Source organism: Mycobacterium sp. E1214 (genome assembly GCF_001666755.1).
Lineage (GTDB): Bacteria > Actinomycetota > Actinomycetes > Mycobacteriales > Mycobacteriaceae > Mycobacterium.
In genome coordinates this window covers 1-20,633 of the sequence record NZ_LZJC01000033.1, presented here as the reverse complement: position 1 = coordinate 20,633, position 20,633 = coordinate 1, and the positions used below count along the sequence as shown (strand labels likewise).

Here is a 20,633-nt window from a genome sequence, read left to right as displayed (position 1 = left end):
TGCTCGTCACCGCCCCGCCGTCGGTGGCGCGCCGGTTGCGGCTGCAGCCCGGCGAACAGGCGGTGTTCGTCGAGCGGTTGCGTTACCTCGGCGAGCTGCCGCTCAGCCTGGACCTGACCTACCTGGCCCCGCAGGTCGGCCGGGGGGTCCTCGAATTCCCGCTCGACGAACACCGCCTGTTCGCCGGGCTGCAGCCGCAACCGGCGCGCCACCGACGGCGGGGCGGTGACGAGCATTGCGGCCCGCACCTCGTTGCGGACCTCGCCGAGGTCCTTGAACGTCTCCTTGAGCCCCAGCAGCGCGTCGAGGCCGTGGTCGTACTTGCGTTGCGCCACATGGGTGCCGACCTTGGGGCCGCGATCGATCAGTCCCTCGTGCTTGAGGACGGCCAACGCTTCGCGAACCGTGTTGCGCGACACCGAGAACTCGGCGGCCAGCTCCTGCTCGGCCGGCAGCCCTTCGGGGTATGCCCCGGCGTGGATCTGCTGGCGCAGCACGTCGGCCACCCGGCGGGCACGGTCGGCCCGGTGTCCTCCGAGGGGTATGGGGTGCGCCACGGGAGTCACGCTAACGCAGCTCAGGGACGTTTTCGGGGCGCGCTGCGGGCACCGAAAACGGCCGGGCGACGCATTGCGCCGGGCAGCGCATGACGGCGACCAGCGAAAACCGGGGGCGGTTCAGCTATTGCGCCACCCGCGCGCCGACGAGGTCTTTGCGATCCCGCTGAGTGGAACCGGAGTCGCTGGGCACCAGTGCGACCGCGGCCAGCGGAAACAGCGCGCACAGCGCCCACGCCGCCGGATACCCGGCCGCCATGATCGTCGCGCCAACCACCGGCGGCCCCGCCGCGGCGGTGAGCCGCTGGCCGGTGTTCTGCAGGCCCAGCGCGCGCCCACTCCAGAACGGGCCGGCGTGTTCGGTGATCGCGGTGGCTTCCAGCCCGTTGTCGAGGACGGCGATCACCGATAGGGCGACCATGAGCGGCACGTCGAGAATCCCGCCGTCGGTAAGGGCGAGCAGCAGCAGCGTCGCGGCGGCCGCCACGGCGATCGCGCGGACCGGTCGCAGACGCGAGCCGACGCGATCGGACCAGCGCCCGACGAGGATGCGACCCACGGCACCCAACAGCTGGGTGATCGTCACCAGCGCACCGGCGGACGCCGCCGACCAACCGTGGTGATGCATCAGCCACACGAGCATGAACGTGGCGGTGACCGTCTGGGGCACCATCAGCAGCGCGGCCACCGCGTGAATCCGGCACAGTATCGACGACCCCCGGTACGGGCTGGCGAGTTCGCGTTCGCCGGCCTCGTGGCGCGGCTTGCGTGGTGGGTCCACGATCCCGAGCGCGCCGGCCACCGCGGCCACGGCGCACAGCACCGCCAGGAACATCAATCCGGCCCGCGGTCCGCGCTCGGACAGCTCCGGTAACATGAACGCCCCCAGCGCGATTCCCAATGGTTGGGCCGTTTGGCGAATTCCCATCGCCAGTCCGCGCCGCTCCGGCGGGAACCACGCCGACACGAGCCGGCCGCCGGCGCTGTTGCAACTGGCGGCGGCCATTCCGCCGAGAAACAGATAGACCCCGATCAGCACCAGCGAGTGCGACGAGGCGGCGCCGTACGCCGCGGCAGCGGTGAGCGCCGAGCCGACCGTCAGGACGAACCGCTCACCGACCCGGTCCAGCACGTAACCCCAGCCGACCAGCGTGACCACCATGCCCCAGCTGGGCATCGACGACAGCAAGCTGGCCGCCGTCAGCGAAATGCCGCGGCGGGCCTCGAATGCCGGGATCAGAAAGGCGACGCCGCCGATGAACAGGAACGAGCTGGCCGTGATGCCCAGCGACACGATCATGATGGACCAGCGCGCGCCGGCGCCGAGTTGGCCTGCCGGACCGGTACTTTCGGACATGTCTTTGATGGTGGCACGACTCGGTGCCGCGTCGGCGAAAGACGTTGATTACTAATGCTTTTCCTAAGTTCCTATCAGACAGGCCACAGTTCGCCTTGATCTCAGCGATTTCTCAGCGGCAGTGTTGTAAGCAGGAACGGTGCTGACCAAGGTCCCGGCCGTCACTCTGGGGTTCTGGGTGATCAAGATCTTGGCGACCACGTTGGGCGAAACGGGCGGCGATACCGTCACGATGACGCTCGGCTGGGGATATCAGGCCGGAGTGGCCGTGTTCGGTGCGGCGTTAGTGGCCTTGGTAGCGGCTCAAGTGTCCGCCAAAGCCTTTCGCGCGCCGCTGTATTGGGCGACGATCGTGGCCTCGACGACGTTCGGCACGGCCCTGGCCGATTTCGCCGACCGGTCGCTCGGAATCGGTTACACGGGTGGCTCGTTGGTGCTGTTGGGCTGCTTGCTGGCCAGCCTGGCGGTGTGGCGCTGGTCGCAGGGCTCGGTGTCGGTTGACACGGTCTCGACACCGAGGGTCGAGGCCTTCTACTGGATCACCATCACCTTTTCGCAGACGCTGGGCACCGCGCTGGGCGACTGGCTCGCCGACACGCGCGGATTCGGTTACGAGCGGGGCGCTTTGGTGTTCACGGCGGCGCTGGCGGTGGTCGTCGGCTTGTATCTGTGGACCGGGGTGTCGCGCGTCGCGCTGTTCTGGGTGGCGTTCATCCTGACCAGACCGCTCGGGGCCACCGTCGGCGACTTCATCGACAAGCCGGTTTCGGACGGTGGGCTGGCGTGGAGCCGCCCGCTGGCCTCCCTGGTGCTCGCGGCCGTCATCGCCGGCCTCATCGTCGCCCTGCCGCAACGGCCGGGAGGCCATCCCGGCCACGAAGTAGCGTGACGGCATGAGGGTGCTGCTCGTCGAGGACGAGACCCGCCTGGCGACGACGTTGGCCAGGGGGTTGAAGGCCGAGGGCCTCGTTGTCGTGACCGTCGGCACCGGCCCCGAGGGGCTCCGCGAGGCCGTCGAGAACAGGTTCGACGTCGTGATCCTCGACATCATGCTGCCCGGCGCCAGCGGCTACGAGGTGCTGCGCCAGCTGCGCGCCCGTAACGTGTGGACGCCCGTGCTGATGCTGACGGCCAAGGACGGCGAGTACGACGAGACCGACGCGTTCGATCTGGGAGCCGACGACTACCTGACCAAGCCCTTTTCCTTCCGGGTGCTGGTGGCGCGCCTGCGCGCCCTGGTGCGCCGGGGCGCGCCCGAGCGGCCGGTGGTGTTGACCGCGGGCACCCTGTCACTGGATCCCGCCCGCCACGCCGTGCGGCGCGATTCGACGCCGATCACCCTGACCCCCCGGGAGTATCAGCTGCTCGAATTCCTGATGCGCCTTAAGGACACGGTGGTCACGAAAGCCGATATCCTGCGCAACGTCTGGGACGCGAATCACCAGGGCCCCGACAACGTGGTCGAGGTGTACGTCGGATACCTGCGCCGCAAGATCGACGTGCCCTTCGGCACGGACACCATCGAGACGATTCGCGGAGTCGGCTACCGGCTGAGGGTGTGAGGCAGGACCACCTCCAGCACCGTTCCCCCACCCGGCCGGTCGTGGACGGTGACGGTGCCTGCGTGCGCGGCGGCGATCTCGGCGACGATGGCCAGGCCGAGGCCGGCTCCCCCGCCGCTGCGGGCCCGATCCGAATCCAGCCGGACGAAGCGTTCGAAGATGCGGTGCCGATCCGACGCGGCGATGCCCGGCCCGTCGTCGGCGACGGTGATGACGGCCGTCCCGTCGCGCACCCCGGCGCCGATGCTGACACACGAATGTGCGTGGCGGACCGCGTTGTCCACGAGGTTGCGGATCATCCTGGCCAAGGCGGCCGCGTCACCGGTGATGCGCACCGGGTGGATATCGGTGTGCACGGCGCAGCCGGCCTGCCGGCGGGCCCGGACCGCTTCGGCCTCGGCCAGGTCGTCGAGGGCCACGTCGCCCTTGCACCGGACCAGGCCCCGTTCGTCGGCGCGCGCCAGCAGCAACAGGTCCTCGATCAACGTCCGCATGCGGTGCGCCTCCGGAAGTAACGTGTTGACTGCCAGATCTGCGTCCAGCAACTCCGGGTGGGCCTCAGCGACTTCGAGTCCGGAGATGATGGTGGACAACGGGCTTCGCAATTCGTGCGAGGCGTCGCCCAGGAACCGCCGCTGAGCGGCGTGGCCGGCCTCGATGCGCGAGAGCATCTCGTTCATCGTGACCGCCAGCGCCGCGATTTCGTCGGAAGTGTCCGGCACCGGCACCCGTTCGGCGAGATCAGACGTCGAGATCTCGGCCACCCTGGCACGGATCGCGTCCACCGATTGCAGCGACCGGCGCACCAGCCAGAAGGCCGCCGTCGCGGCCACCGTCACGATAACCGGTGCGCCACAAGCCAAGAGCAGGGCGACCGTGCGCGCGGTCGCCTCGACCGCCTCGCTGCCCCCACCGACCAGGATCGTGTAGGCGCCCTGGGCGGTCGGCACCCGTTGTCCGCTGACCCTCATGTCATCGTTGCGCACCGCGTCGTCCGGCAAACCGCGGCGCAGGGCGTCGCCGAAGGCGCTGACCGGAACCAGTGGGACGGGGGGCGCCGAACCCGCCCGCTTGATCACCGTGCCGTCGGGCGCGATCACCTGGATCGCGACGACGCGTTGGTCGGTGATAAACACCGCGCTGTCGATGTCCTCGATCGACCCCGAGGTCAGCGCCTGGGCGATGTCGCGAACCCGCTCGGCGGTGGCGTCATCGACGCCGGCCAGCAGCGACCGGTAGAGGACCGCCACGAACACCGCGCCGGCCAGGGCGAAGGCCGCCAGCACGACCGCCGCCGACACCGCGGCGGAGCGCGCGGGAATGCCTAGCCGCGGGCGACGCAACGACCACATCCGCACATTGTGCGCGACGAGACGACAGCGTAGAGCGACTCTCAGCGCCTTCTCAGCGCCGTCGACCTACGCTGACACCGTCATGTGTGAAACCCTGCGCCACACGGTCTCTGGCGAGGTCCGGCGGTGACCGCCGGGCGAGCGCCGCGCAAGCCGGCCCGCCCCCCGCTCGGCAGAGCCATGGCGGTGCTCATGGCCTGTGTCGCGGTGGGCGGGGCGGGGCTGACCGCACCCGCCGGGGCCGCCCCGTCGCGCGCGCTCAGCGCCCTGACCTGCGATTGCCACGAGGCGGCTCCGCCCGGCAGCGTGGCGCGCCACGACGAGATCGCGCGCGGCCTGCGCAGCGGACTCGGGCGGGCCTAGGCGAAACCCTCAGCCGCCCTCGGCCGCCGAGACGGTGCGGTCACCGTTCATCCCCGACGCGTCCGCCGGCAACTCGAAGGGCGCGTAGGCCGAGCCCACCGCGGCCAGCGCCGCGTTGCGCTGCGCCTCCATGCGGCTCAACGCGGCCTCGGTGAACACCGACAGCCCCAGATCCGGGTTGTAGCCGTGGATCTCCTTGACGTCGAGCTGGGCCAGGAAGTAGACGATCTCCTTGGACACCACCTGCCCGGGCACCAGCACCGGGAAACCGGGCGGATAAGGCACCACGAACGTGGTCGACACCAGGGTTTTGCCCTCGGCCAGCCGCCGGCCGGCCTGCCCGATCAGCACGTGCTCGCGGTCGGACTCCTCGTAGCCGGCGTAGAAGGCCGACCGCATGTCGCCGAAGTTGCACTCGTCGACGGGCCGGAACGCGTCATCGAATTCGCTGAAGTCCGGCAGGTGCGGCAGGTCCTCGGTGATCTCCTCGACGCGGCGCCGCTGCAGGGCGCGGTCCTCCTTGCCGCTGATGGCGTCGCTGCGGTCGAAGTCGGTGGCGATGCGGCGCAACACGTCCAGCAGGTAGTGCACGCTCGACCAGGTCACCCCGATCGTGAAGATCAGCAGCACGCTGTTGATCGACGTCTTGTTGATCTGGATGCCGAACCGGTCCATCAGGATCTTCTCGCGGAAGTCGTAGCCGTTCATCCCGGTCTTGCCGACGAACAGGGTCACGCGGGTGGCATCGAGCACGAACTGATCGGAGCGCCAGGCCTCGTTCCACTCGGCCAACGCGCCCTGCCGCACCTCGCGATACGAGCTGACGCACGACGCCCGGAACTCGTCGGGCACCAGGTCGGACTCGTCGAGGATGCGAAACCACTTGCTAATCAACCGGTCTCGTCGCACCCGGTGCCGGAAGACCAGCGCCATGTTGTAGGTGTTGCGGACCAGCTCGAAGCCCTCGATGTCGACCTGCCGGCGGGCCAGGTCCAGCGATGCCAGCAGTTGCTGGTTCGGTGAGGTCGACGTGTGCGTGAGGAACGCCTCCCCGAACGCGTCGCGGGTGAGCGCCCGGAAATCCTGGTCGCGCACGTGGATCATGGACGCCTGCCGCAGCGCCGACAGCGACTTGTGCGTGGAGTGGGTGGCGTACACCCGCACGCGCGCGCGGGCCGGGTCGGGCAGCAGCCGGCACTCGACCCACTGCGAGGGGTCCACGCCCTCCATCGACGCGGCCCACTGCTGGTATTCCTCGGCGTATTCCGGGGACGCCAGCATCTGCTCCAGCCCCTCGGCGGACACCATCGCGGTGCGCTGGCGCGCCCACGGCACCGCGGTCGCGAACGCGTACCACGCCTCGTCCCACAGGAAGCAGATGTCGGGCTTGATCGCCAACACCTCCTCCATCACCCGCCGCGGGTTGTAGACCACGCCGTCGAAGGTGCAGTTGGTGAGCAGCAGCATGCGCACCCGGTCCAGCTGCCCGGCGGCCTTGAGGTCCAGCAGCGTCTTCTTGATGGTCTGCAGGGACACCGCCCCGTAGATCGCGTACTGCGGCAGCGGGTAGGCGTCCAGGTACAGCGGGTAGGCGCCGGCCAGCACCAGCCCGTAGTGGTGCGACTTGTGGCAGTTGCGGTCGATCAGCACGATGTCGCCGGGGCGGGTCAGCGCCTGCACGACGATCTTGTTGGCGGTCGAGGTGCCGTTGGTGACGAAGTAGGTGCGCCGGGCGTTCCAGGTGATGGCCGCCTTGTCCATCGCCTTCTTGATGTTGCCGTGCGGATCCAGCAGCGAGTCCAGGCCCCCGGAGGTGGTGGACGTCTCGGCCATGAAGATGTTGCGGCCGTAGAACTCGCCCATGTCGTGCAGCGACTTGGAGTTGAAGATGCTGGCGCCCCGCGCGACCGGAAGCGCGTGGAACTGTCCCACCGGGGCCGCGGCGTAGGCGCGCAGTGCGTCGAAAAACGGTGTGGCGTAACGGTTTCGAAGACCAGCGAGGACGGTGCTGTTGAGGTCGGTGACGTCGTTGAGCCGGTAGAACGTGCGGTCGTAGACGTCGGGTTCGTCCTCGGTCTCCGCGGCGATCGACTCGTCGGTCAGCAGGTAGCGGTCGATGTGCGGCCGCAGCTCCCGGATCCACTCGGCGGCCTCGATCCAGTCCTGCGCCTCGCCGGACAACACGTCGTCCTCGGCGGTGCCCAGCAGCGTGTTCATCAGGGGCACCCGGTCACGGGACCGCAAGGGGACGTCGTCGCGGATGATGGCGGCCTGGATCTCTCCGTTGAGCGCCACCGCGGTGATCGCGTCCTCGATGCTCGGCACCACCAGCAGCTCGTACTGCACGTCGTCGGACTGGTCGCGCAGCGCCCGCAGGCACTCGGCGAGGCTGTCGGGCGAGGTCGTCGGGGCGTCGTCGGCGAGCACCACGGTGTAGAACTGCTGATGCTTGGCCCGGGCCACCAGTTCCTGGTCGGCCAGCGGCGCCGAGGTGTCGAACAGGCCCGCGCGGTCGCCGTACTCGGACAGCAGGCGCACCGCCAGGGAAACCTCCTCGCTGAGCCGCACCGTGGACAGGCTGTCCAGGTGGGCGCGAAACGTCTCCAAGTTGCGGGCGCCGGGGTACAGCCAGTAGCGCTCGTAGGCGCCGATGCGGTCCATCAACCGCTTCACCCGCCCGAGGTCGTGCGTCTTGTCCAGGCCGGCGAGGTCGACGTCACGCAGGTGGCGGCACGCGTCGTCGAGCAGGTTCCACGTGTCGACGCGGGTGTACGAGGGGTTGGCGACCGCAGCGAGCGCGGATACCCGCAGTCGCCGGGGCCGGGCAGTGTCTCGGGTCATCTCGTCACCTTCTCCGGATCCGGCGGGGCGGTCCGTGCCGTCATTGTGGCGCGCCGCCGGGGCGGCCGGGATCGTTTCGCTCAGCAATAACCCGGTTCGCCCGGGCACCGCCCAGCCACCGCGGCACCGGCAGCTCCCACCGGCGCGCGGGCAGCTCGGTGACGTCGCTCAGCGAGCGCACCACGCCCTGGGTGAGCCCCATGATGGCCGCCATCACCGGCAGGAGCGGCTGCAGCGGCTTGGCCGCCGAGCGGACCGTGCTGATGCGGCGGGCCAGGACCACCCGCTCGACGCAGTGGTAGAGGTAGGCGCCCACCCCGAGCGCGTAGATGGCCAGCGCCGCGGCCACGACGGCCAGCCCGTAGGCGGCGCACACCACGGCGCCGAGCACCACCGCGGCGGCCAGGCAGGCCGCCAGCAGGGCGCGCAGCTCCAACCGGCTCATGACGGGGGATCGTCACCGCGGACCGCCGCGGCGGCGGCGCGGATCTGCGGCGTCACCAACATCACGTGGCCCAGCACGCCGTTGACGAAGCCCGGCGACTCGTCGGTGGACAGCTCCTTGGCCAGCTGGACCGCCTCGTCGACGGCGACCGGCTCCGGCACGTCGTCGGCGTGCAACAGCTCCCACACCGCGACCCGCAGGATCGCCCGGTCCACGGCGGGCAGCCGGTCCAGCGTCCAGCCCTGCAGGTGCGAACTGATCAGCTCGTCGATGTGGGCGGCGTGCTCGCCGACGCCGCGGGCGACGATGGCCGTGTAGGGCTGCAGCGCCGACACGTCGGGGTTGGTCTCGGCCAGGGCGCTGCGGACGTCGACGACCTCGGCCGGGCTCAGCCCGCGGGCCTCCGCCTCGAACAGCAGGTCAACCGCGCGCTTGCGGGCTTGATGCCGCCCCTTCACATGCCGCGCGGGCCGGCTCACGCGTTGACACGTCCCAGGTAGCTGCCGTCGCGGGAGTCGACCTTCAGCTTGTCTCCGGTGTTGATGAACAGCGGCACCTGGATCTCGGCGCCCGTCTCCAGCGTGGCGGGCTTGGTGCCCGCGCTGGACCGGTCGCCCTGCAGGCCCGGCTCGGTGTGGGTGACCTCGATCTCGACCGACACCGGCAGCTCGATGTAGAGCGGCGCGCCGTTGTGGAACGCCACCTGCACCGGCAGGCCCTCCAGCAGGAACCGCGCCGCGTCGCCCACCAGCGATTCCGGCAGGGGGTGCTGCTCGTAGTCCTGGCTGTCCATGAACACGAAGTCCGAGCCGTCGCGGTACAGGTAGGTGGTGTCGCGGCGGTCGACCGTGGCGGTCTCCACCTTCACCCCGGCGTTGTAAGTCTTGTCGACGACCTTGCCGGACAGCACGTTCTTCAGCTTGGTCCGCACGAACGCCGGCCCCTTACCGGGCTTGACGTGCTGGAACTCGACGATCTGCCAGAGTTGGCCGTCGATGTTCAGGACCAGTCCGTTCTTGAAATCGGCAGTGCTTGCCACGGTTCGGTGTCTCTCCTCGCACGTTGGACAGGCCGCGCCTGTCGAATGGAACTTGTCGGCCAGTTTAAAGCGCGGCCGTCAGGCGTGGTCGCGCTTGCCGCGGGCCTCGGCTTGCTCGGCGGGCAGGGGCGCCGGCTTGATCATGGTGAGCACCGGCAGGTTGAGCGTCTTGCCGCCGCCGAAGGGCACGTGGATCGCGACGTAGACGATCTCGACTTCCAGCCGCACCTCGCGCAGCGGCTGCGCGTACATGTCCCAGCGGAAATCCCGCAGGCGCGCCAAGCCGCGTCCCACCCCAGTCACGCCCCCCGACTCTACCCCGGTCGGTTAGCCGCGCTCCGCGCACCGGCGCCCGCTAGGCCAGAACGGCCAGCTCCTTGGGGAACTTGGTCAGCAACTCCGGGGTTTGCCCGTCCGCCTCGGCGCCGGCGGCGGGCACCACCAGGGTGTCCTCGATGCGCACACCGCCGCGTCCGGGCAGGTAGACGCCCGGCTCGACGGTCACCACCGAGTCACCCAGCAGCGTCCCGGTGGCGGTGGCGCCGATGCCGGGGGCCTCGTGGATCTGCAGGCCGACCCCATGTCCCAGCCCGTGGCTGAACTGCTCGCCGTAGCCCGCGTCGACGATCACCTGGCGGGCCGCGCCGTCGACGTCGCGGAGCCCGGCGCCGGCGGTGAGCGCCTCGCGCCCGGCCCGCTGCGCCTCGGCGACCAACGCGTAAATCTCCAGCTGCCAGTCCGCGGCCTGGCCGAGGACGAACGTGCGGGTCATGTCCGAGTGATAGCCGCCGACCAGCGCGCCGAAGTCGATCTTGACGAAGTCGCCATGCGCCAGCACGGCGTCGGAGGGCCGATGATGCGGGATCGCCGAGTTCGGGCCGGCGGCCACGATGGTTTCGAACGAGATCGCGTCGGCGCCGTGGTCGAGCATCAGCGACTCCAGCTCCCGGCTGACCTCGCGTTCGGTGCGGCCCGGCCGCAGCCCGCCGCCAGCCACCAGGTCGGACAGCGCCGCGTCGGCCGCCTCGCAGGCCAGCCGCAGCAACGCGACCTCGCCGGCGTCCTTGACCTCGCGCAGCGCCTCGACGGTGCCGGCGGCGCGGACCAGCTCGGTGGCGGCCGTGCGCTCACCGAGCGCGGCGGTGAGCGCGTCGTAGCCGTCGACGGTCACGACGTTGCTCTCGAAGCCCAACGTGGCGACCCCGCCATCGGCGGCCCGGCCCACCAGGTGGCGCCCCAGCGCCCGCTCGATGTCGATCCGCAATCCCTCGGCCTGCTCGGCGGCCTGGGTGCGGTAGCGGCCGTCGGTGGCCAACACGTCGCCGCGGTCGTCGGCGAACACCAGCAACGCGCCGTTGGAGCCGGTGAATCCCGACAGGTAGCGGACGTTGACCAGGTCCGTGACCAGCAACGCGTCCAGGCCGGCGGCCCCAAGGTGCGCTTTGAGCTTGTCTCGACGCTGTGAATGTGTCACGGGTCTTGACGGTACTCGCTACGCTTTGGGCCCATGAGTAACTGGATGCTGCGCGGACTGGTGTACGCGGCGGCGATGGTCGTGATCCGATTGTTCCAAGGCGCGCTCATCAACGCGTGGCAGACGCAGGCCCTGCTGTTCAGCGCGACGCTGCTGCTGGTGTTCATCATCGGCGTGGCGGTGTGGGGCGTCCTGGACGGCCGGGCGGACGCCAAGGCCAACCCGGACCCGGACCGCCGCGGTGACCTGGCGATGACCTGGCTGCTGGCCGGCCTGGCGGCGGGCTTCCTCAGCGGCCTGGTGTGCTGGCTGATCGCGATCGTCTACTCCGGGCTCTACACCGGCGGCCTGCTCAACGAGGTGACGACGTTCGCGGCGTTCACCGCCCTGTGCGTGTTCCTGCCCGGCATCATCGGCGTGACCGTCGGCCGGTGGCGGGTGGACCGCAATCCCCCGCCGCGCCGTCAGGGCGGCGGGGACGACGACCGGGCCGACACCGACGTGTTCTCCGCGGTCCGCGCCGACGACGCCCCCACGGGCGAGATCCCGACGCAGGGCACCCAGGCCCAGGCCCAGGAGCGGACGTCGGCGGTGGCCACCGCGGAGCGCGAGCCCGGCCGCGAGTCACCCACGGAGTCGCTGCCGACCGGCGCGTGGGGCGCCCCCACGGAGTCGCTCGCCACCGCCGGCGACGACCCGAAGACCGAGGTGATCCACACCCAGGGTCTCGAGCAGCCGGGCAGCGAGAAGGTCGCCGAGAAAAGGGACGCCGAGCACAAGGGCGCGGAGCACACGGACTCGGAAAAGAAGGACTCCTAAAAAGGGTTAGGCGCCCTCGGGCGCGGCCAGGTACCGCAAAGCGAGCAGGTAGCCCTGGATGCCCAGCCCGACGATCACCCCGGTCGCCACCGGGCTCAGGTAGGAATGCCGCCGAAACTCTTCGCGCGCATGCACGTTGGAGATGTGCACCTCGATCAGCGGCGCGCTCAACTCGGCGCAGGCGTCGCGCAGCGCCACCGAGGTGTGGGTGAGCCCGCCGGCGTTGAGGATCACCGGTTCCCGCGCGTCGGCGGCCGCGTGGATCCACTCCAGCAGCTGAGCCTCGCTGTCGCTTTGCCGCACCACGGCTTTCAGGCCGAGCGCGGCGGCCTCGGTCTCGATGAGCTCCGCGAGTTGCTCGTGGGTGGTGTCGCCGTAGACGTGCGGCTCGCGCCGGCCCAGCCGGCCCAGGTTGGGGCCGTTGAGCACGTTGACGGTGCCGGCCATCAGCCGCTGAGCCCCGAGTAGGCGGTCACCAGCAGGCCCGGGTCGGGCCCCTCGAGCCGGCCGGGTTTGGCCAGCCCGTCGAGGACCACGAATCGCAGCACACCCGCCCGCGACTTCTTGTCCCCCGCCATGTATTCCAGCAGCTGCGGCAGCGCGTCGGCGTCGTAGCTGACCGGCAGGCCCAGCGACGACAGGATGGTGCGGTGCCGCAGCGCGGTGGCGTCGTCGAGCCGGCCGGCGAGCCGGCCCAGCTCCGCGGCGAACACCAGCCCCACCGACACGGCGGCGCCGTGCCGCCACTGGTAGCGCTCGCGGCGCTCGATCGCGTGCCCCAACGTGTGGCCGTAGTTGAGGATTTCCCGCAGCTCCGATTCCTTCTCGTCCGCGGCGACCACCTCAGCCTTGACGGCGATCGCGCGCCGGATCAGCTCCGGCAGCACGTCACCGGCCGGGTCCACCGCGGCCTGCGGGTCGGCTTCGATGAGGTCGAGGATCGCCGGGTCGGCGATGAACCCGGCCTTCACCACCTCGGCCATCCCGGCGACGAGTTCGTTGTGCGGCAACGTCTTCAGCGTGTCCAGGTCGACCAGCACGGCCAGCGGCTGGTGGAACGCGCCCACCAGGTTCTTGCCCGCGTCGGTGTTGATCCCGGTTTTGCCGCCGACGGCCGCGTCGACCATGCCGAGCAGCGTGGTGGGCACGTGCACGATCGACACGCCGCGCAGCCAGGTGGCCGCGGCGAATCCGGCCACGTCGGTGGCCGCGCCGCCGCCCACGCTGACCAGCGCGTCCTTACGGCCGATCCCGATGCGGCCCAACACTTCCCACAGGAAGCCGACGACGGGCAGGTCCTTGCCCGCCTCGGCGTCCGGGATCTCGATGCGGTGCGCGTCGACGCCCTTGTCGGACAACCGGATTCGCATCGCCTCGGCGGTGTCGGTCAGCAGCGGCTGATGCACGATGGCCACCCGGTGGCGGCCGGCGAGCAGCCGGTCCAGCTCGTCGAGCAGGCCGGTGCCGATGATCACCGGGTAGGGCGGGTCAACGGCCACCTCGACGGTGACCGGTGGGGTGCTCATGTGGCGGCTCCGGCGGTGGCTTGCAACCGGGCGACGATGTGGCGGACCACGGCTCCCGGGTTGCGGCGGTTGGTGTCGACGCGGATGCTGGCCACCCGCCGGTACAGGGGGCTGCGCTCGGCCAGCAGCGCGCGGTACTTGGCGGCGCGGTCCGGTCCGGCAAGCAGCGGCCGCACGGTGTTGCCGCCGGTGCGCCGGACCCCTTCGGTGGCGTTGATCTCCAGGTAGACGACCGCGTGGCCGGCCAGCGCCTCGCGGACGCCGGGGCTGGTGACCGCGCCGCCGCCCAGCGACAGCACCCCGTCGTGGTCGGCCAGCGCGGCGCGGACGACCTCTTCCTCGATGCGGCGGAACTCCTGCTCGCCGTCGGCGGCGAAGATGTCGGCGATGCTGCGGCCGGTGCGTTGCTCGATGGCCGCGTCGGTGTCGAGGAACCCCACCCCGAGCGCCTTGGCCAGCCGGCGGCCGATGGTCGACTTGCCCGAACCCGGCAGCCCGACGAGCACCGCCCGGGGTGCCATCAGGCGGTACCCCGCGCGGCCGGCGCCTCGCGGTCGGCGACCGCGCGCTGATACGCCTCGACGTTGCGTCGGGTCTCGGCCAGCGAGTCGCCGCCGAACTTCTCCAGCGCCGCGCGGGCCAACACCAGCGCCACCATGGCCTCGACGACCACACCGGCGGCCGGCACCGCGCACACATCCGAGCGCTGGTGGATGGCGACGGCCTCGTCGCCGGTGGCCATGTCGACGGTGGCCAGCGCGCGGGGCACGGTGGAGATCGGCTTCATCGCGGCCCGCACCCGCAGCGGCTGCCCATTGGTCATGCCACCTTCCAGCCCGCCGGCCCGGTTGGTGGAGCGGACCACGCCGTCGGGGCCGGGGTACATCTCGTCGTGGGCGCGGCTGCCGCGACGCCGCGCCGTCTCGAAGCCGTCGCCGACCTCCACGCCCTTGATGGCCTGGATGCCCATGACGGCGGCCGCGAGCTGGCTGTCCAGGCGGCTGTCGCCGCTGGTGAAGGAGCCGACCCCGACCGGCAGGCCCACGGCCACCACCTCGACGACGCCGCCGAGCGTGTCGCCGTCCTTCTTGGCCGCCTCGATCTCGGCGATCATCGCCTTCTCCGCCCGCTCGTCGTAGGCCCGCACCGGGCTGCCGTCGATGGCGGGCAGGTCCTCGGGCCGCGGTGGCGGCCCGTCGTAGGGCGCCGACGGGCCGATCGAGATGACGTGGGACAGCACCTCGACGCCCAGCGCCTGCCGCAGGAACGACCGGGCGACGGTGCCCGCCGCGACGCGGGCGGCGGTCTCGCGGGCGCTGGCCCGTTCCAGCACCGGCCGGGCGTCGTCGAAACCGAACTTGAGCATGCCGGCGTAGTCGGCGTGGCCCGGCCGCGGCCGGGTCAGCGGCGCATTGCGGGCGCTGTCCGCCAGCGCCGCGGGATCGACGGGGTCGGCCGCCATCACGGTCTCCCACTTGGGCCATTCGGTGTTGCCGATCTCGATGGCGATCGGGCCGCCCAGCGTGACACCGTGGCGCACCCCCGAGAGCAGGGTGACGGCGTCGCGTTCGAACGCCATCCGCGCCCCGCGCCCGTACCCGAGCCGGCGACGGGCCAACTGATCGGCGATGTCGGTGGACGTCACCTCGACGCCGGCGACCATGCCTTCGAGCAGGGCCACCAGCGCACGGCCGTGCGACTCCCCGGCGGTAATCCAGCGCAACACGGGATACATCCTCCCATGTCGGCTGCCGAAAGCCGATTCGCGCAGGCCGGGCCGCGACCGCCGGTCACGGCAGGGCGGCGGGCGTCAGGTGCGCGAGCCGCCGCCCAGGGATGGCGTCCACCAGCGCGCGGGTGTGCTCCGAGGACGGCGCGGCGAACACCGCTTCGGTCTCGCCGCACTCCACCACGCGCCCGGCCCGCAACACCACCACCCGGTGGGCCACCCGCCGGACCATCGACAGGTCGTGCGAGATGAACAGGTAGGTCAGGCCGAGTCGCCGCTGCAGCTGCGAGAGCAGCGCGACGATCTGTTCCTGGGTCACCACGTCCAGCGCGGACAGCGGCTCGTCGAGCAGCACGATCTGCGGTCGCACCACCAGCGCGCGGGCGATCGCGACGCGCTGGCACTCCCCGCCGGAGAGCTCGGCCGGCCGGCGGTCGAGCTTGTCGGAGCCCAGGCCGACGTCCGCGAGGGCCTCGGCGATGCGCTGCGCGCGGTGCCGCCCGTCGCGCACCCCGCAGGACCGCAGCGGGGTGTCCAGGATCTGGCGCACCGTCCAGCGGGGATCGAGCGCCGATTCGGGGTTCTGGTAGACGAATTGGACGTCGCGCCAGTGCGACCGCCGCCCCCGGGGCGACAGCGCGGCGACGTCGCGGCCGAGCACCCGGACCGTCCCGCGGCTGGGCCTCAGCAGGCCGATGATCATCTTCGCGGTGGTGGACTTGCCGGATCCCGACTCCCCCACCAGCGCAAGCGTCTCGCCGCGCCGCACGGTGAAGCTGACGTCCTCGACGGCGGTGTGCCGGCCCCGCGCCGCGGCCCGGAAGTCGCGGGCGACCTGGGTGAGCTCGATGACGTCCTCGCCGCCGGGCGGCGGCCCGGCCGACGCGCCGCCGCCCAGGCGCCGGACCAGCCGCGCGGCGTAGTCGGTGCGCGGCGCCGCAACGAGCGCGTCGGCCCCGGCGTCCTCCAGCACGGCGCCGTCGCGCATCACGACGATGCGCGACGCGTGGTCGGTCGCGACGCCGATGTCGTGGGTGATGAAAACCACGGTGGTGCCGTGCTCGGCGACCAACCGGTCGAACACGCGCAGGACGTGGCGCTGCACGGTCACGTCGAGGGCCGACGTCGGCTCGTCGGCGACCAGCAGCCCGGGGTTGAGCCCGAACGCCATGGCGATGAGCACCCGCTGGCGCATGCCACCCGACAGCTCACCCGGGTACTGCGTGAGCCGCTGTTCGGGGCGGTCGATCTCGACCTGCTCCAGCAGTTCGACGCAGCGCCGCCGGGCCTCGGCCCGGCCCAGCCGGCGGTGCCGCAGCGCGAAGACCTCGGCGAGCTGGGATCCGATGGTGCGCACGGGGTTCAGCGACGCGCCGGGGTCCTGCGGCACCAGCCCGACCGCGCTGCCGCGCAGGCCGCACCACTGCCGCTCGGTCAGGCCCAGTAGGCTGCGCCCGCCCACGGCCAGCGCCGCCGCGGTGACCGTCGCGGCGGGCGGCAGCAGCCCCATCACGGTGTTGGCCAGCGTCGTTTTCCCCGATCCGGATTCGCCGACGACGGCGACGAATTCCCCGGCGGCCACCGCCAGGTCGACGCGGTTCAGCGCCACCTTGGGGACCGCGCCGGGGTAGGTCACGGTCAGGCCCGACACGTTGAGCAGTGGCTGCGGCATCAGGGTGTCCGATCAGATCCGGTGGGCGGCCAGCACGCGCCGGCTGACGGTGCCGAGGGCCAGGATGACGAGCAGGATGACGGCGCCGGGCAGGGTGGTGAGCCACCACGCGGTCGCCAGGTAGCGGCGGCCCTCGGCGACCAGCAGGCCCCACTCCGGGGTCGGCGGCGGGGCGCTGTAACCCAGGTAGCCCAACGCCGAGATGAGCAGGATCGCGCTGCTGAGGTCGATGACGGCCAGCGTGACCACGGCGCCCACCGCGTTGGGGATGACGTGGCGCCGGATCACCGACCACCGCGTCTCCCCCGACAGGAACGCGGCCTCGACGTAGTCCAGCGCCCGCACCCGCAGCACCTCGGCGCGGAACACGCGGGCGAAGATCGCGATGGACCCGATGCCCACGCCGATGCCGACCGACCACGGGCCGGGCCCGTAGGCGGTGACGATCCACACCGAGATCAGGAAGCCGGGCAGTGCCAGCAGCACGTCGGACAGACGCATGCCGACGGCGTCGGCGACGGGACCCGCGACGCCGGCCAGCACGCCGATGACGCTGCCGACGAGCAGACCCACGGCCACCGCCAGGCCGGCGGTGGCGACGGTGTGCGACGTGCCGTAAATGACGCGGGTCAGCACGTCGCGGCCGAGATGGTCGGTGCCGAACCAGTGCGCTGGGCTCGGCGGGCGGAATTTGTCGACCGGCCTGCCCTTCAGCGGGTCCCGGCCGGTGAAGATCCCGGGAGCGACCGCCCACGCGCCGACCAGCACCAGCAGCGCCGCGGACAGCCGCACCGGCCAGGGTGTGGCGCCCGGCAACCCGCGCCTGACCGACCAAGGCGCGCTCATCCGAAGCTGCCCAGCCGGGTGGTGAAGCCGCGGCGCTGCGACTTGGTGACGCGGGGGTCGAGAATCGGGTAGACGAGGTCGACCAGCAGATTCGCCGCCACGATGACCACCGTGGTCAGCAGCACCAGCCCCTGGATCAGCGAGATGTCCTGATTCGACACCGCCTGCAGCAACACCGAGCCCAGCCCGGCGCGGGAGAACACGGTTTCGGTGACCACCGACCCGCCCAGCAGCGCGCCGACGGTCGTCGCCGTCACCGTCAACGCCGGGCCCGCCGCGTTTTTCAGCACATGCCGGCGCAGCACCCACCCGGGCGTGCCGCCCTTGGCCCGCGCGGTTCTGACGTGCGGCAGCGCCAGCGTCGCTGCCACGTTCTTCAACAGCACCTGCGCGATGGGCGCCGAGATCGGGACGGCCAGCACCAGCGCCGGGACCAACAGGGCGGCCACCGAACCGTCCGGGAACAACGACATCAGCCCGAGCTGGACCGAAAAGACCTCCAGCACAACGAGTCCCAGCCAGAACGTGGGGACGGCCCCGAACAGCGGCGGCAGGGCCCGCACGACCGAACGCACCGGGCCCCCGGTGGTGGCCAGCACCATGATGGCCCCGGCGAACAGCAGCGCGAGCGCGGTGGCCGTCGCGGCCAGCTGCAGGGTCTGGCCGATCACCCCGCCGATGCGGTCCGTGACGGCTTGCCCGCTGGACAGGGAGAAGCCGAAATGCCCATGCAGCAACTGATTCAGTTGCGAGACGTACTGCACCCACAGCGGCCGGTCGTAGCCGTAGAACGCCTTGACCTCCGTGACGATGTCGGGGTTGAAATAGCCCTCGCCCTTGGCCACGAAGATCGTGGCCGGATCGGTCGGCAGGACGCTGACGCCGAGGAACACCACCGTGAAGGCCAGCAGCAGCACCAGCGCCGACTGGCCGACCCGGGCGAGAACGTAGCGCAGCATCAGGCCTTCCAGGCGCTTTGCAGCAGCGGCTCGGTGTAGCGGGTGAAGTCCAAATGCACGTTGGGGGCGGCGGCGTGCACCTGCACCTCGTCCCACAGCACCAGGGCCAGCTGCTCGTCGATGATGGTGCGCTGTTCGCGCGCGACGACGTCCTTGAGGCGGGCCGGGTCGGTTTCCTTGAGCTCCTCGTCGGCGAGCGCCATCAGGTGGTCGTTCTTGGCGAAGGTGAGGTTGCTCTTCGGGCGGCCGAACAGCAGCCCCAGCCCGACGTTGTACTGGATGCGGGTGCCGAACAGCGGCGTCGACGGCCCGGTGGCCGACGCGTTGAAGAACGTCATGTCGCCGGCCCGGTTCTGCAACGCGACACCCAGCTCGCGCCACTCGGATTCGATGAATTCGAACGCCGGCCGGAACACCACGCTCTGGTTGGACGCCGCGAGCGTGAGATTGAGCTTGTGGCCGTCTTTTTCGCGTATTCCGTCGCCGCCGAGCTGCCAGCCGGCCTCGTCGAGCAGGCGGGCCGCCTTCTGCGGCTGGTAGCCGATGTCGGCGCTGACGTCGGTGAACAGCGGATCGTCGTGTCCCAGCACGGAATCGCTGGCCCGGTAGCTGTCGGAGAGCACGGTGTCCACCACGGCCTGCCGGTCGATGCCGAGTTGCAGGGCGCGGCGCACGCGTACGTCGGTGACCACCTGGTTGTTGATCCGCATGCCCACCAGGTTGGCGGTCTCGGCGGGCGCGGCAACCGAAATGACCTGCAGCCCGCCTTCTTTGAGCGCGGGCTCGTCGGTGGGCTGGATGCCGCGCGCCACGTCGACCTGGTGGGACTGGACCGCGCCCGCGCGCAAGCCCGGCTCGGTGATCACCCGGAATACCACGGTGTCGAGGTAGGCGGCGCCGTGGTTGGGCCACGACTCGGGCGGCCACCCGTAATCCGGGCGCTTCTTGAGCACGACCTGCTGGTCCGGGACCTGTGACTGGTAGACGAAAGGCCCGGAGCCCACGACGTTTTCGACCTTCGACTGATGCGCGTAGTCGAGCGCCAGCGTTGCCAGGGAGCGGATCCCCGAGCGGCTGTAGGACAGCACCTTGTAGAAGTTGGTGTTGGGCCGGTTGAGGAACACGGTGACGACGTTGCCGGTGACCTCGCTGCGGTCGTAGCCGACGAAGTCGGCGAAGGCGGGCATCTTCTTGGCCGGGTCGCCCTTGCCGAGTTGGTCGAAGTTGGCCTTGATCACCTCGGCCGTCACCGGGGTGTGGTCGCTGAACGACACGCCGTCGCGGATGGTGAAGGTGTACCGGGTGGCGTCGGGGTTGCGGGTGAACTGCCGGGCCAGCCAGCCGTGCACCGCATCGGTTTTCGGGTCGACGTACACCACCCGGTCGAGCAGCTGGAACATCAGGTTGTTGGCGCTGTAGTTGGCCGCCATGGTGTCGGTGACGAACGACACGTCGGAGTAGGTGAGGGTGCCGCCGCGCACCGGCGCGCCGGTGGGCCCGCCGCTCGGGGCGTGCCGGTGTCCCGCGCATCCGGTGAGCAGCGCGAACACCAGGGCGGAAAGCGCCACCGCGCGCGTGCAAAGCCTCACGATCGGATCAGAAGAAGCTGCTGTCCGGCAGGGCCGCGCCGTTTACGGCGATGTCGCCGAGCACGCGGGCCTTGTAGACGGTCGGGTTGTGCGAGAACAGGGTTCGCAGGTTGCGCCAGTGCCGGTCCAGCAGCGCCGACGCTTGCACGGCGGAGGCCCCGCCGGCGTCGAACACCCGCGACGCCGCCCGCAGCGCGGGTTCCTGGATCGCGACCTTGACCCGCGCGGCGGCGATCGACGCCGCGGCTTCCAGCTCGGGATCGATCCCGGTGTGGCGGGCGGCCTCCAGTGCGGGGGCGACCTCGGCGGCCGCGGCGCGCACCAGCGCCTGCGCGGCGTAGGCCACCGCGTCGATTTCGCCGACGATCTGCAGCAGCTGCGGGTCGGCGGTGGGGTCGTCGACGGTGGCGAAGGTGTAGGTGCGGCGCCGCCCGCGCACCAGGGCCGCCGCGTCGGCCGCCAGGGAGCGCAGGATGCCGGCGGCGACGGCGTGCAGGTACAGC

General features: G+C 71.0%; 20 protein-coding genes and 3 pseudogenes. 5 read left to right on the top strand and 18 right to left on the bottom strand.

Features of this window, described 5'->3' with window-relative positions; genetic code table 11:
- Positions 1–23 precede the first annotated feature (23 nt).
- A pseudogene (locus tag A5700_RS27355) lies at positions 24–125 on the top strand (UTRA domain-containing protein); the annotation flags it as partial.
- Positions 126–158: 33 nt separating this feature from the next.
- On the opposite strand, the pseudogene A5700_RS25920 reads toward A5700_RS27355, so the two are convergent.
- A pseudogene (locus A5700_RS25920) lies at positions 159–566 on the bottom strand (GntR family transcriptional regulator); the annotation flags it as partial.
- A 115-nt stretch (positions 567–681) separates the two neighbouring features.
- Positions 682–1,914 carry an MFS transporter gene (locus A5700_RS04285; RefSeq protein ID WP_068064755.1) on the bottom strand — a complete coding sequence of 411 codons (1,233 nt, stop codon included), beginning with the start codon at positions 1,912–1,914 and terminating at the stop codon, positions 682–684.
- A 139-nt stretch (positions 1,915–2,053) separates the two neighbouring features.
- Here A5700_RS04285 and A5700_RS04280 point away from each other — a divergent pair, with 139 nt between their 5' ends.
- Positions 2,054–2,803 (top strand): hypothetical protein, encoded by a 750-nt coding sequence (locus A5700_RS04280; RefSeq protein ID WP_068064753.1) that lies wholly within the window; start codon positions 2,054–2,056, stop codon positions 2,801–2,803.
- A gap of 4 nt (positions 2,804–2,807) precedes the next feature.
- Complete coding sequence (locus tag A5700_RS04275; RefSeq protein WP_068064750.1) at positions 2,808–3,476, top strand: response regulator transcription factor; 669 nt, start codon at positions 2,808–2,810, stop codon at positions 3,474–3,476.
- Here A5700_RS04275 and A5700_RS04270 read toward each other — a convergent pair.
- Positions 3,458–4,828 (bottom strand): HAMP domain-containing sensor histidine kinase, encoded by a 1,371-nt coding sequence (locus A5700_RS04270; protein ID WP_068064747.1) that lies wholly within the window; start codon positions 4,826–4,828, stop codon positions 3,458–3,460. The genes A5700_RS04275 and A5700_RS04270 overlap by 19 nt on opposite strands.
- A 126-nt stretch (positions 4,829–4,954) precedes the next feature.
- Between A5700_RS04270 and A5700_RS04265 the strand changes: the two genes are divergently transcribed.
- On the top strand, positions 4,955–5,191 hold the full coding sequence (locus A5700_RS04265) for a hypothetical protein (protein WP_156671073.1): 237 nt from the start codon (positions 4,955–4,957) through the stop codon (positions 5,189–5,191).
- A gap of 9 nt (positions 5,192–5,200) precedes the next feature.
- Here the strand turns inward: A5700_RS04265 and A5700_RS04260 are convergent, their stop codons facing one another.
- The 6 genes from A5700_RS04260 to A5700_RS04235 form a co-directional block, all read right to left on the bottom strand.
- A complete protein-coding gene (locus A5700_RS04260; RefSeq protein ID WP_068064741.1) occupies positions 5,201–8,032 on the bottom strand; it encodes an aminotransferase class I/II-fold pyridoxal phosphate-dependent enzyme in 2,832 nt (943 codons plus the stop codon).
- A 40-nt stretch (positions 8,033–8,072) separates the two neighbouring features.
- A complete protein-coding gene (locus A5700_RS04255; protein WP_068064738.1) occupies positions 8,073–8,477 on the bottom strand; it encodes an antitermination protein NusB in 405 nt (134 codons plus the stop codon).
- The gene (gene nusB / locus A5700_RS04250; RefSeq protein ID WP_068064735.1) at positions 8,474–8,956 is read right to left on the bottom strand and encodes a transcription antitermination factor NusB; all 483 of its coding nucleotides are present in this window, start codon (positions 8,954–8,956) and stop codon (positions 8,474–8,476) included. Before nusB ends, A5700_RS04255 begins: the two co-directional genes overlap by 4 nt.
- Positions 8,953–9,516, bottom strand: a complete 564-nt coding sequence (efp, locus tag A5700_RS04245) for an elongation factor P (protein WP_068064732.1) — start codon at positions 9,514–9,516, stop codon at positions 8,953–8,955. The genes nusB and efp overlap by 4 nt, the downstream gene beginning before the upstream one ends.
- Before the next feature lie 78 nt (positions 9,517–9,594).
- Positions 9,595–9,819, bottom strand: coding sequence for a hypothetical protein (locus A5700_RS04240; RefSeq protein WP_068064729.1), 225 nt, complete (start codon positions 9,817–9,819; stop codon positions 9,595–9,597).
- 52 nt (positions 9,820–9,871) lie between these two features.
- Entirely contained in the window at positions 9,872–10,990 is a 1,119-nt protein-coding gene (locus A5700_RS04235) for a Xaa-Pro peptidase family protein (RefSeq protein ID WP_068064726.1), read from the bottom strand.
- A gap of 33 nt (positions 10,991–11,023) precedes the next feature.
- Here A5700_RS04235 and A5700_RS04230 point away from each other — a divergent pair, with 33 nt between their 5' ends.
- Positions 11,024–11,809 (top strand): B-4DMT family transporter, encoded by a 786-nt coding sequence (locus A5700_RS04230; protein ID WP_197502699.1) that lies wholly within the window; start codon positions 11,024–11,026, stop codon positions 11,807–11,809.
- A 6-nt stretch (positions 11,810–11,815) separates the two neighbouring features.
- Here the strand turns inward: A5700_RS04230 and aroQ are convergent, their stop codons facing one another.
- The 9 genes and pseudogenes from aroQ to A5700_RS04185 all read right to left on the bottom strand — a co-directional run.
- Positions 11,816–12,256 (bottom strand): type II 3-dehydroquinate dehydratase, encoded by a 441-nt coding sequence (gene aroQ, locus A5700_RS04225; RefSeq protein ID WP_068064724.1) that lies wholly within the window; start codon positions 12,254–12,256, stop codon positions 11,816–11,818.
- Entirely contained in the window at positions 12,256–13,335 is a 1,080-nt protein-coding gene (gene aroB, locus A5700_RS04220) for a 3-dehydroquinate synthase (protein WP_068204466.1), read from the bottom strand. The genes aroQ and aroB overlap by 1 nt, the downstream gene beginning before the upstream one ends.
- Positions 13,332–13,856, bottom strand: coding sequence for a shikimate kinase (locus A5700_RS04215; protein WP_068204464.1), 525 nt, complete (start codon positions 13,854–13,856; stop codon positions 13,332–13,334). The genes aroB and A5700_RS04215 overlap by 4 nt, the downstream gene beginning before the upstream one ends.
- Positions 13,856–15,061 (bottom strand): chorismate synthase, encoded by a 1,206-nt coding sequence (aroC, locus tag A5700_RS04210; RefSeq protein ID WP_068071228.1) that lies wholly within the window; start codon positions 15,059–15,061, stop codon positions 13,856–13,858. The genes A5700_RS04215 and aroC overlap by 1 nt, the downstream gene beginning before the upstream one ends.
- A 64-nt stretch (positions 15,062–15,125) precedes the next feature.
- Entirely contained in the window at positions 15,126–16,736 is a 1,611-nt protein-coding gene (gene nikE, locus A5700_RS04205; protein ID WP_068071224.1) for an ABC transporter ATP-binding protein, read from the bottom strand.
- Positions 16,737–16,748: 12 nt separating this feature from the next.
- On the bottom strand, positions 16,749–17,582 hold the full coding sequence (locus A5700_RS04200; RefSeq protein ID WP_068071226.1) for an ABC transporter permease: 834 nt from the start codon (positions 17,580–17,582) through the stop codon (positions 16,749–16,751).
- Positions 17,579–18,541, bottom strand: coding sequence for an ABC transporter permease (locus A5700_RS04195; protein ID WP_068204461.1), 963 nt, complete (start codon positions 18,539–18,541; stop codon positions 17,579–17,581). The genes A5700_RS04200 and A5700_RS04195 overlap by 4 nt, the downstream gene beginning before the upstream one ends.
- On the bottom strand, positions 18,541–20,130 hold the full coding sequence (locus A5700_RS04190; protein ID WP_369828220.1) for an ABC transporter substrate-binding protein: 1,590 nt from the start codon (positions 20,128–20,130) through the stop codon (positions 18,541–18,543). Before A5700_RS04190 ends, A5700_RS04195 begins: the two co-directional genes overlap by 1 nt.
- A gap of 7 nt (positions 20,131–20,137) precedes the next feature.
- Positions 20,138–20,633 (bottom strand): annotated as a pseudogene (locus A5700_RS04185) (acyl-CoA dehydrogenase); the annotation flags it as partial.

Excerpts from the sequence above, each read along its gene's own strand:
- A5700_RS04215 (WP_068204464.1), bottom strand. The coding sequence starts at position 13,856 with ATGGCACCCCGGGCGGTGCTCGTCGGGCTGCCGGGTTCGGGCAAGTCG.
- A5700_RS04200 (WP_068071226.1), bottom strand. The coding sequence starts at position 17,582 with ATGAGCGCGCCTTGGTCGGTCAGGCGCGGGTTGCCGGGCGCCACACCC.
- A5700_RS04285 (WP_068064755.1), bottom strand. The coding sequence starts at position 1,914 with ATGTCCGAAAGTACCGGTCCGGCAGGCCAACTCGGCGCCGGCGCGCGC.
- A5700_RS04260 (WP_068064741.1), bottom strand. The coding sequence starts at position 8,032 with ATGACCCGAGACACTGCCCGGCCCCGGCGACTGCGGGTATCCGCGCTC.
- aroB (WP_068204466.1), bottom strand. The coding sequence starts at position 13,335 with ATGAGCACCCCACCGGTCACCGTCGAGGTGGCCGTTGACCCGCCCTAC.
- A5700_RS04255 (WP_068064738.1), bottom strand. The coding sequence starts at position 8,477 with ATGAGCCGGTTGGAGCTGCGCGCCCTGCTGGCGGCCTGCCTGGCCGCC.
- A5700_RS04230 (WP_197502699.1), top strand. The coding sequence starts at position 11,024 with ATGAGTAACTGGATGCTGCGCGGACTGGTGTACGCGGCGGCGATGGTC.
- aroQ (WP_068064724.1), bottom strand. The coding sequence starts at position 12,256 with ATGGCCGGCACCGTCAACGTGCTCAACGGCCCCAACCTGGGCCGGCTG.
- nikE (WP_068071224.1), bottom strand. The coding sequence starts at position 16,736 with ATGCCGCAGCCACTGCTCAACGTGTCGGGCCTGACCGTGACCTACCCC.
- A5700_RS04275 (WP_068064750.1), top strand. The coding sequence starts at position 2,808 with ATGAGGGTGCTGCTCGTCGAGGACGAGACCCGCCTGGCGACGACGTTG.
- A5700_RS04195 (WP_068204461.1), bottom strand. The coding sequence starts at position 18,541 with ATGCTGCGCTACGTTCTCGCCCGGGTCGGCCAGTCGGCGCTGGTGCTG.
- A5700_RS04270 (WP_068064747.1), bottom strand. The coding sequence starts at position 4,828 with ATGTGGTCGTTGCGTCGCCCGCGGCTAGGCATTCCCGCGCGCTCCGCC.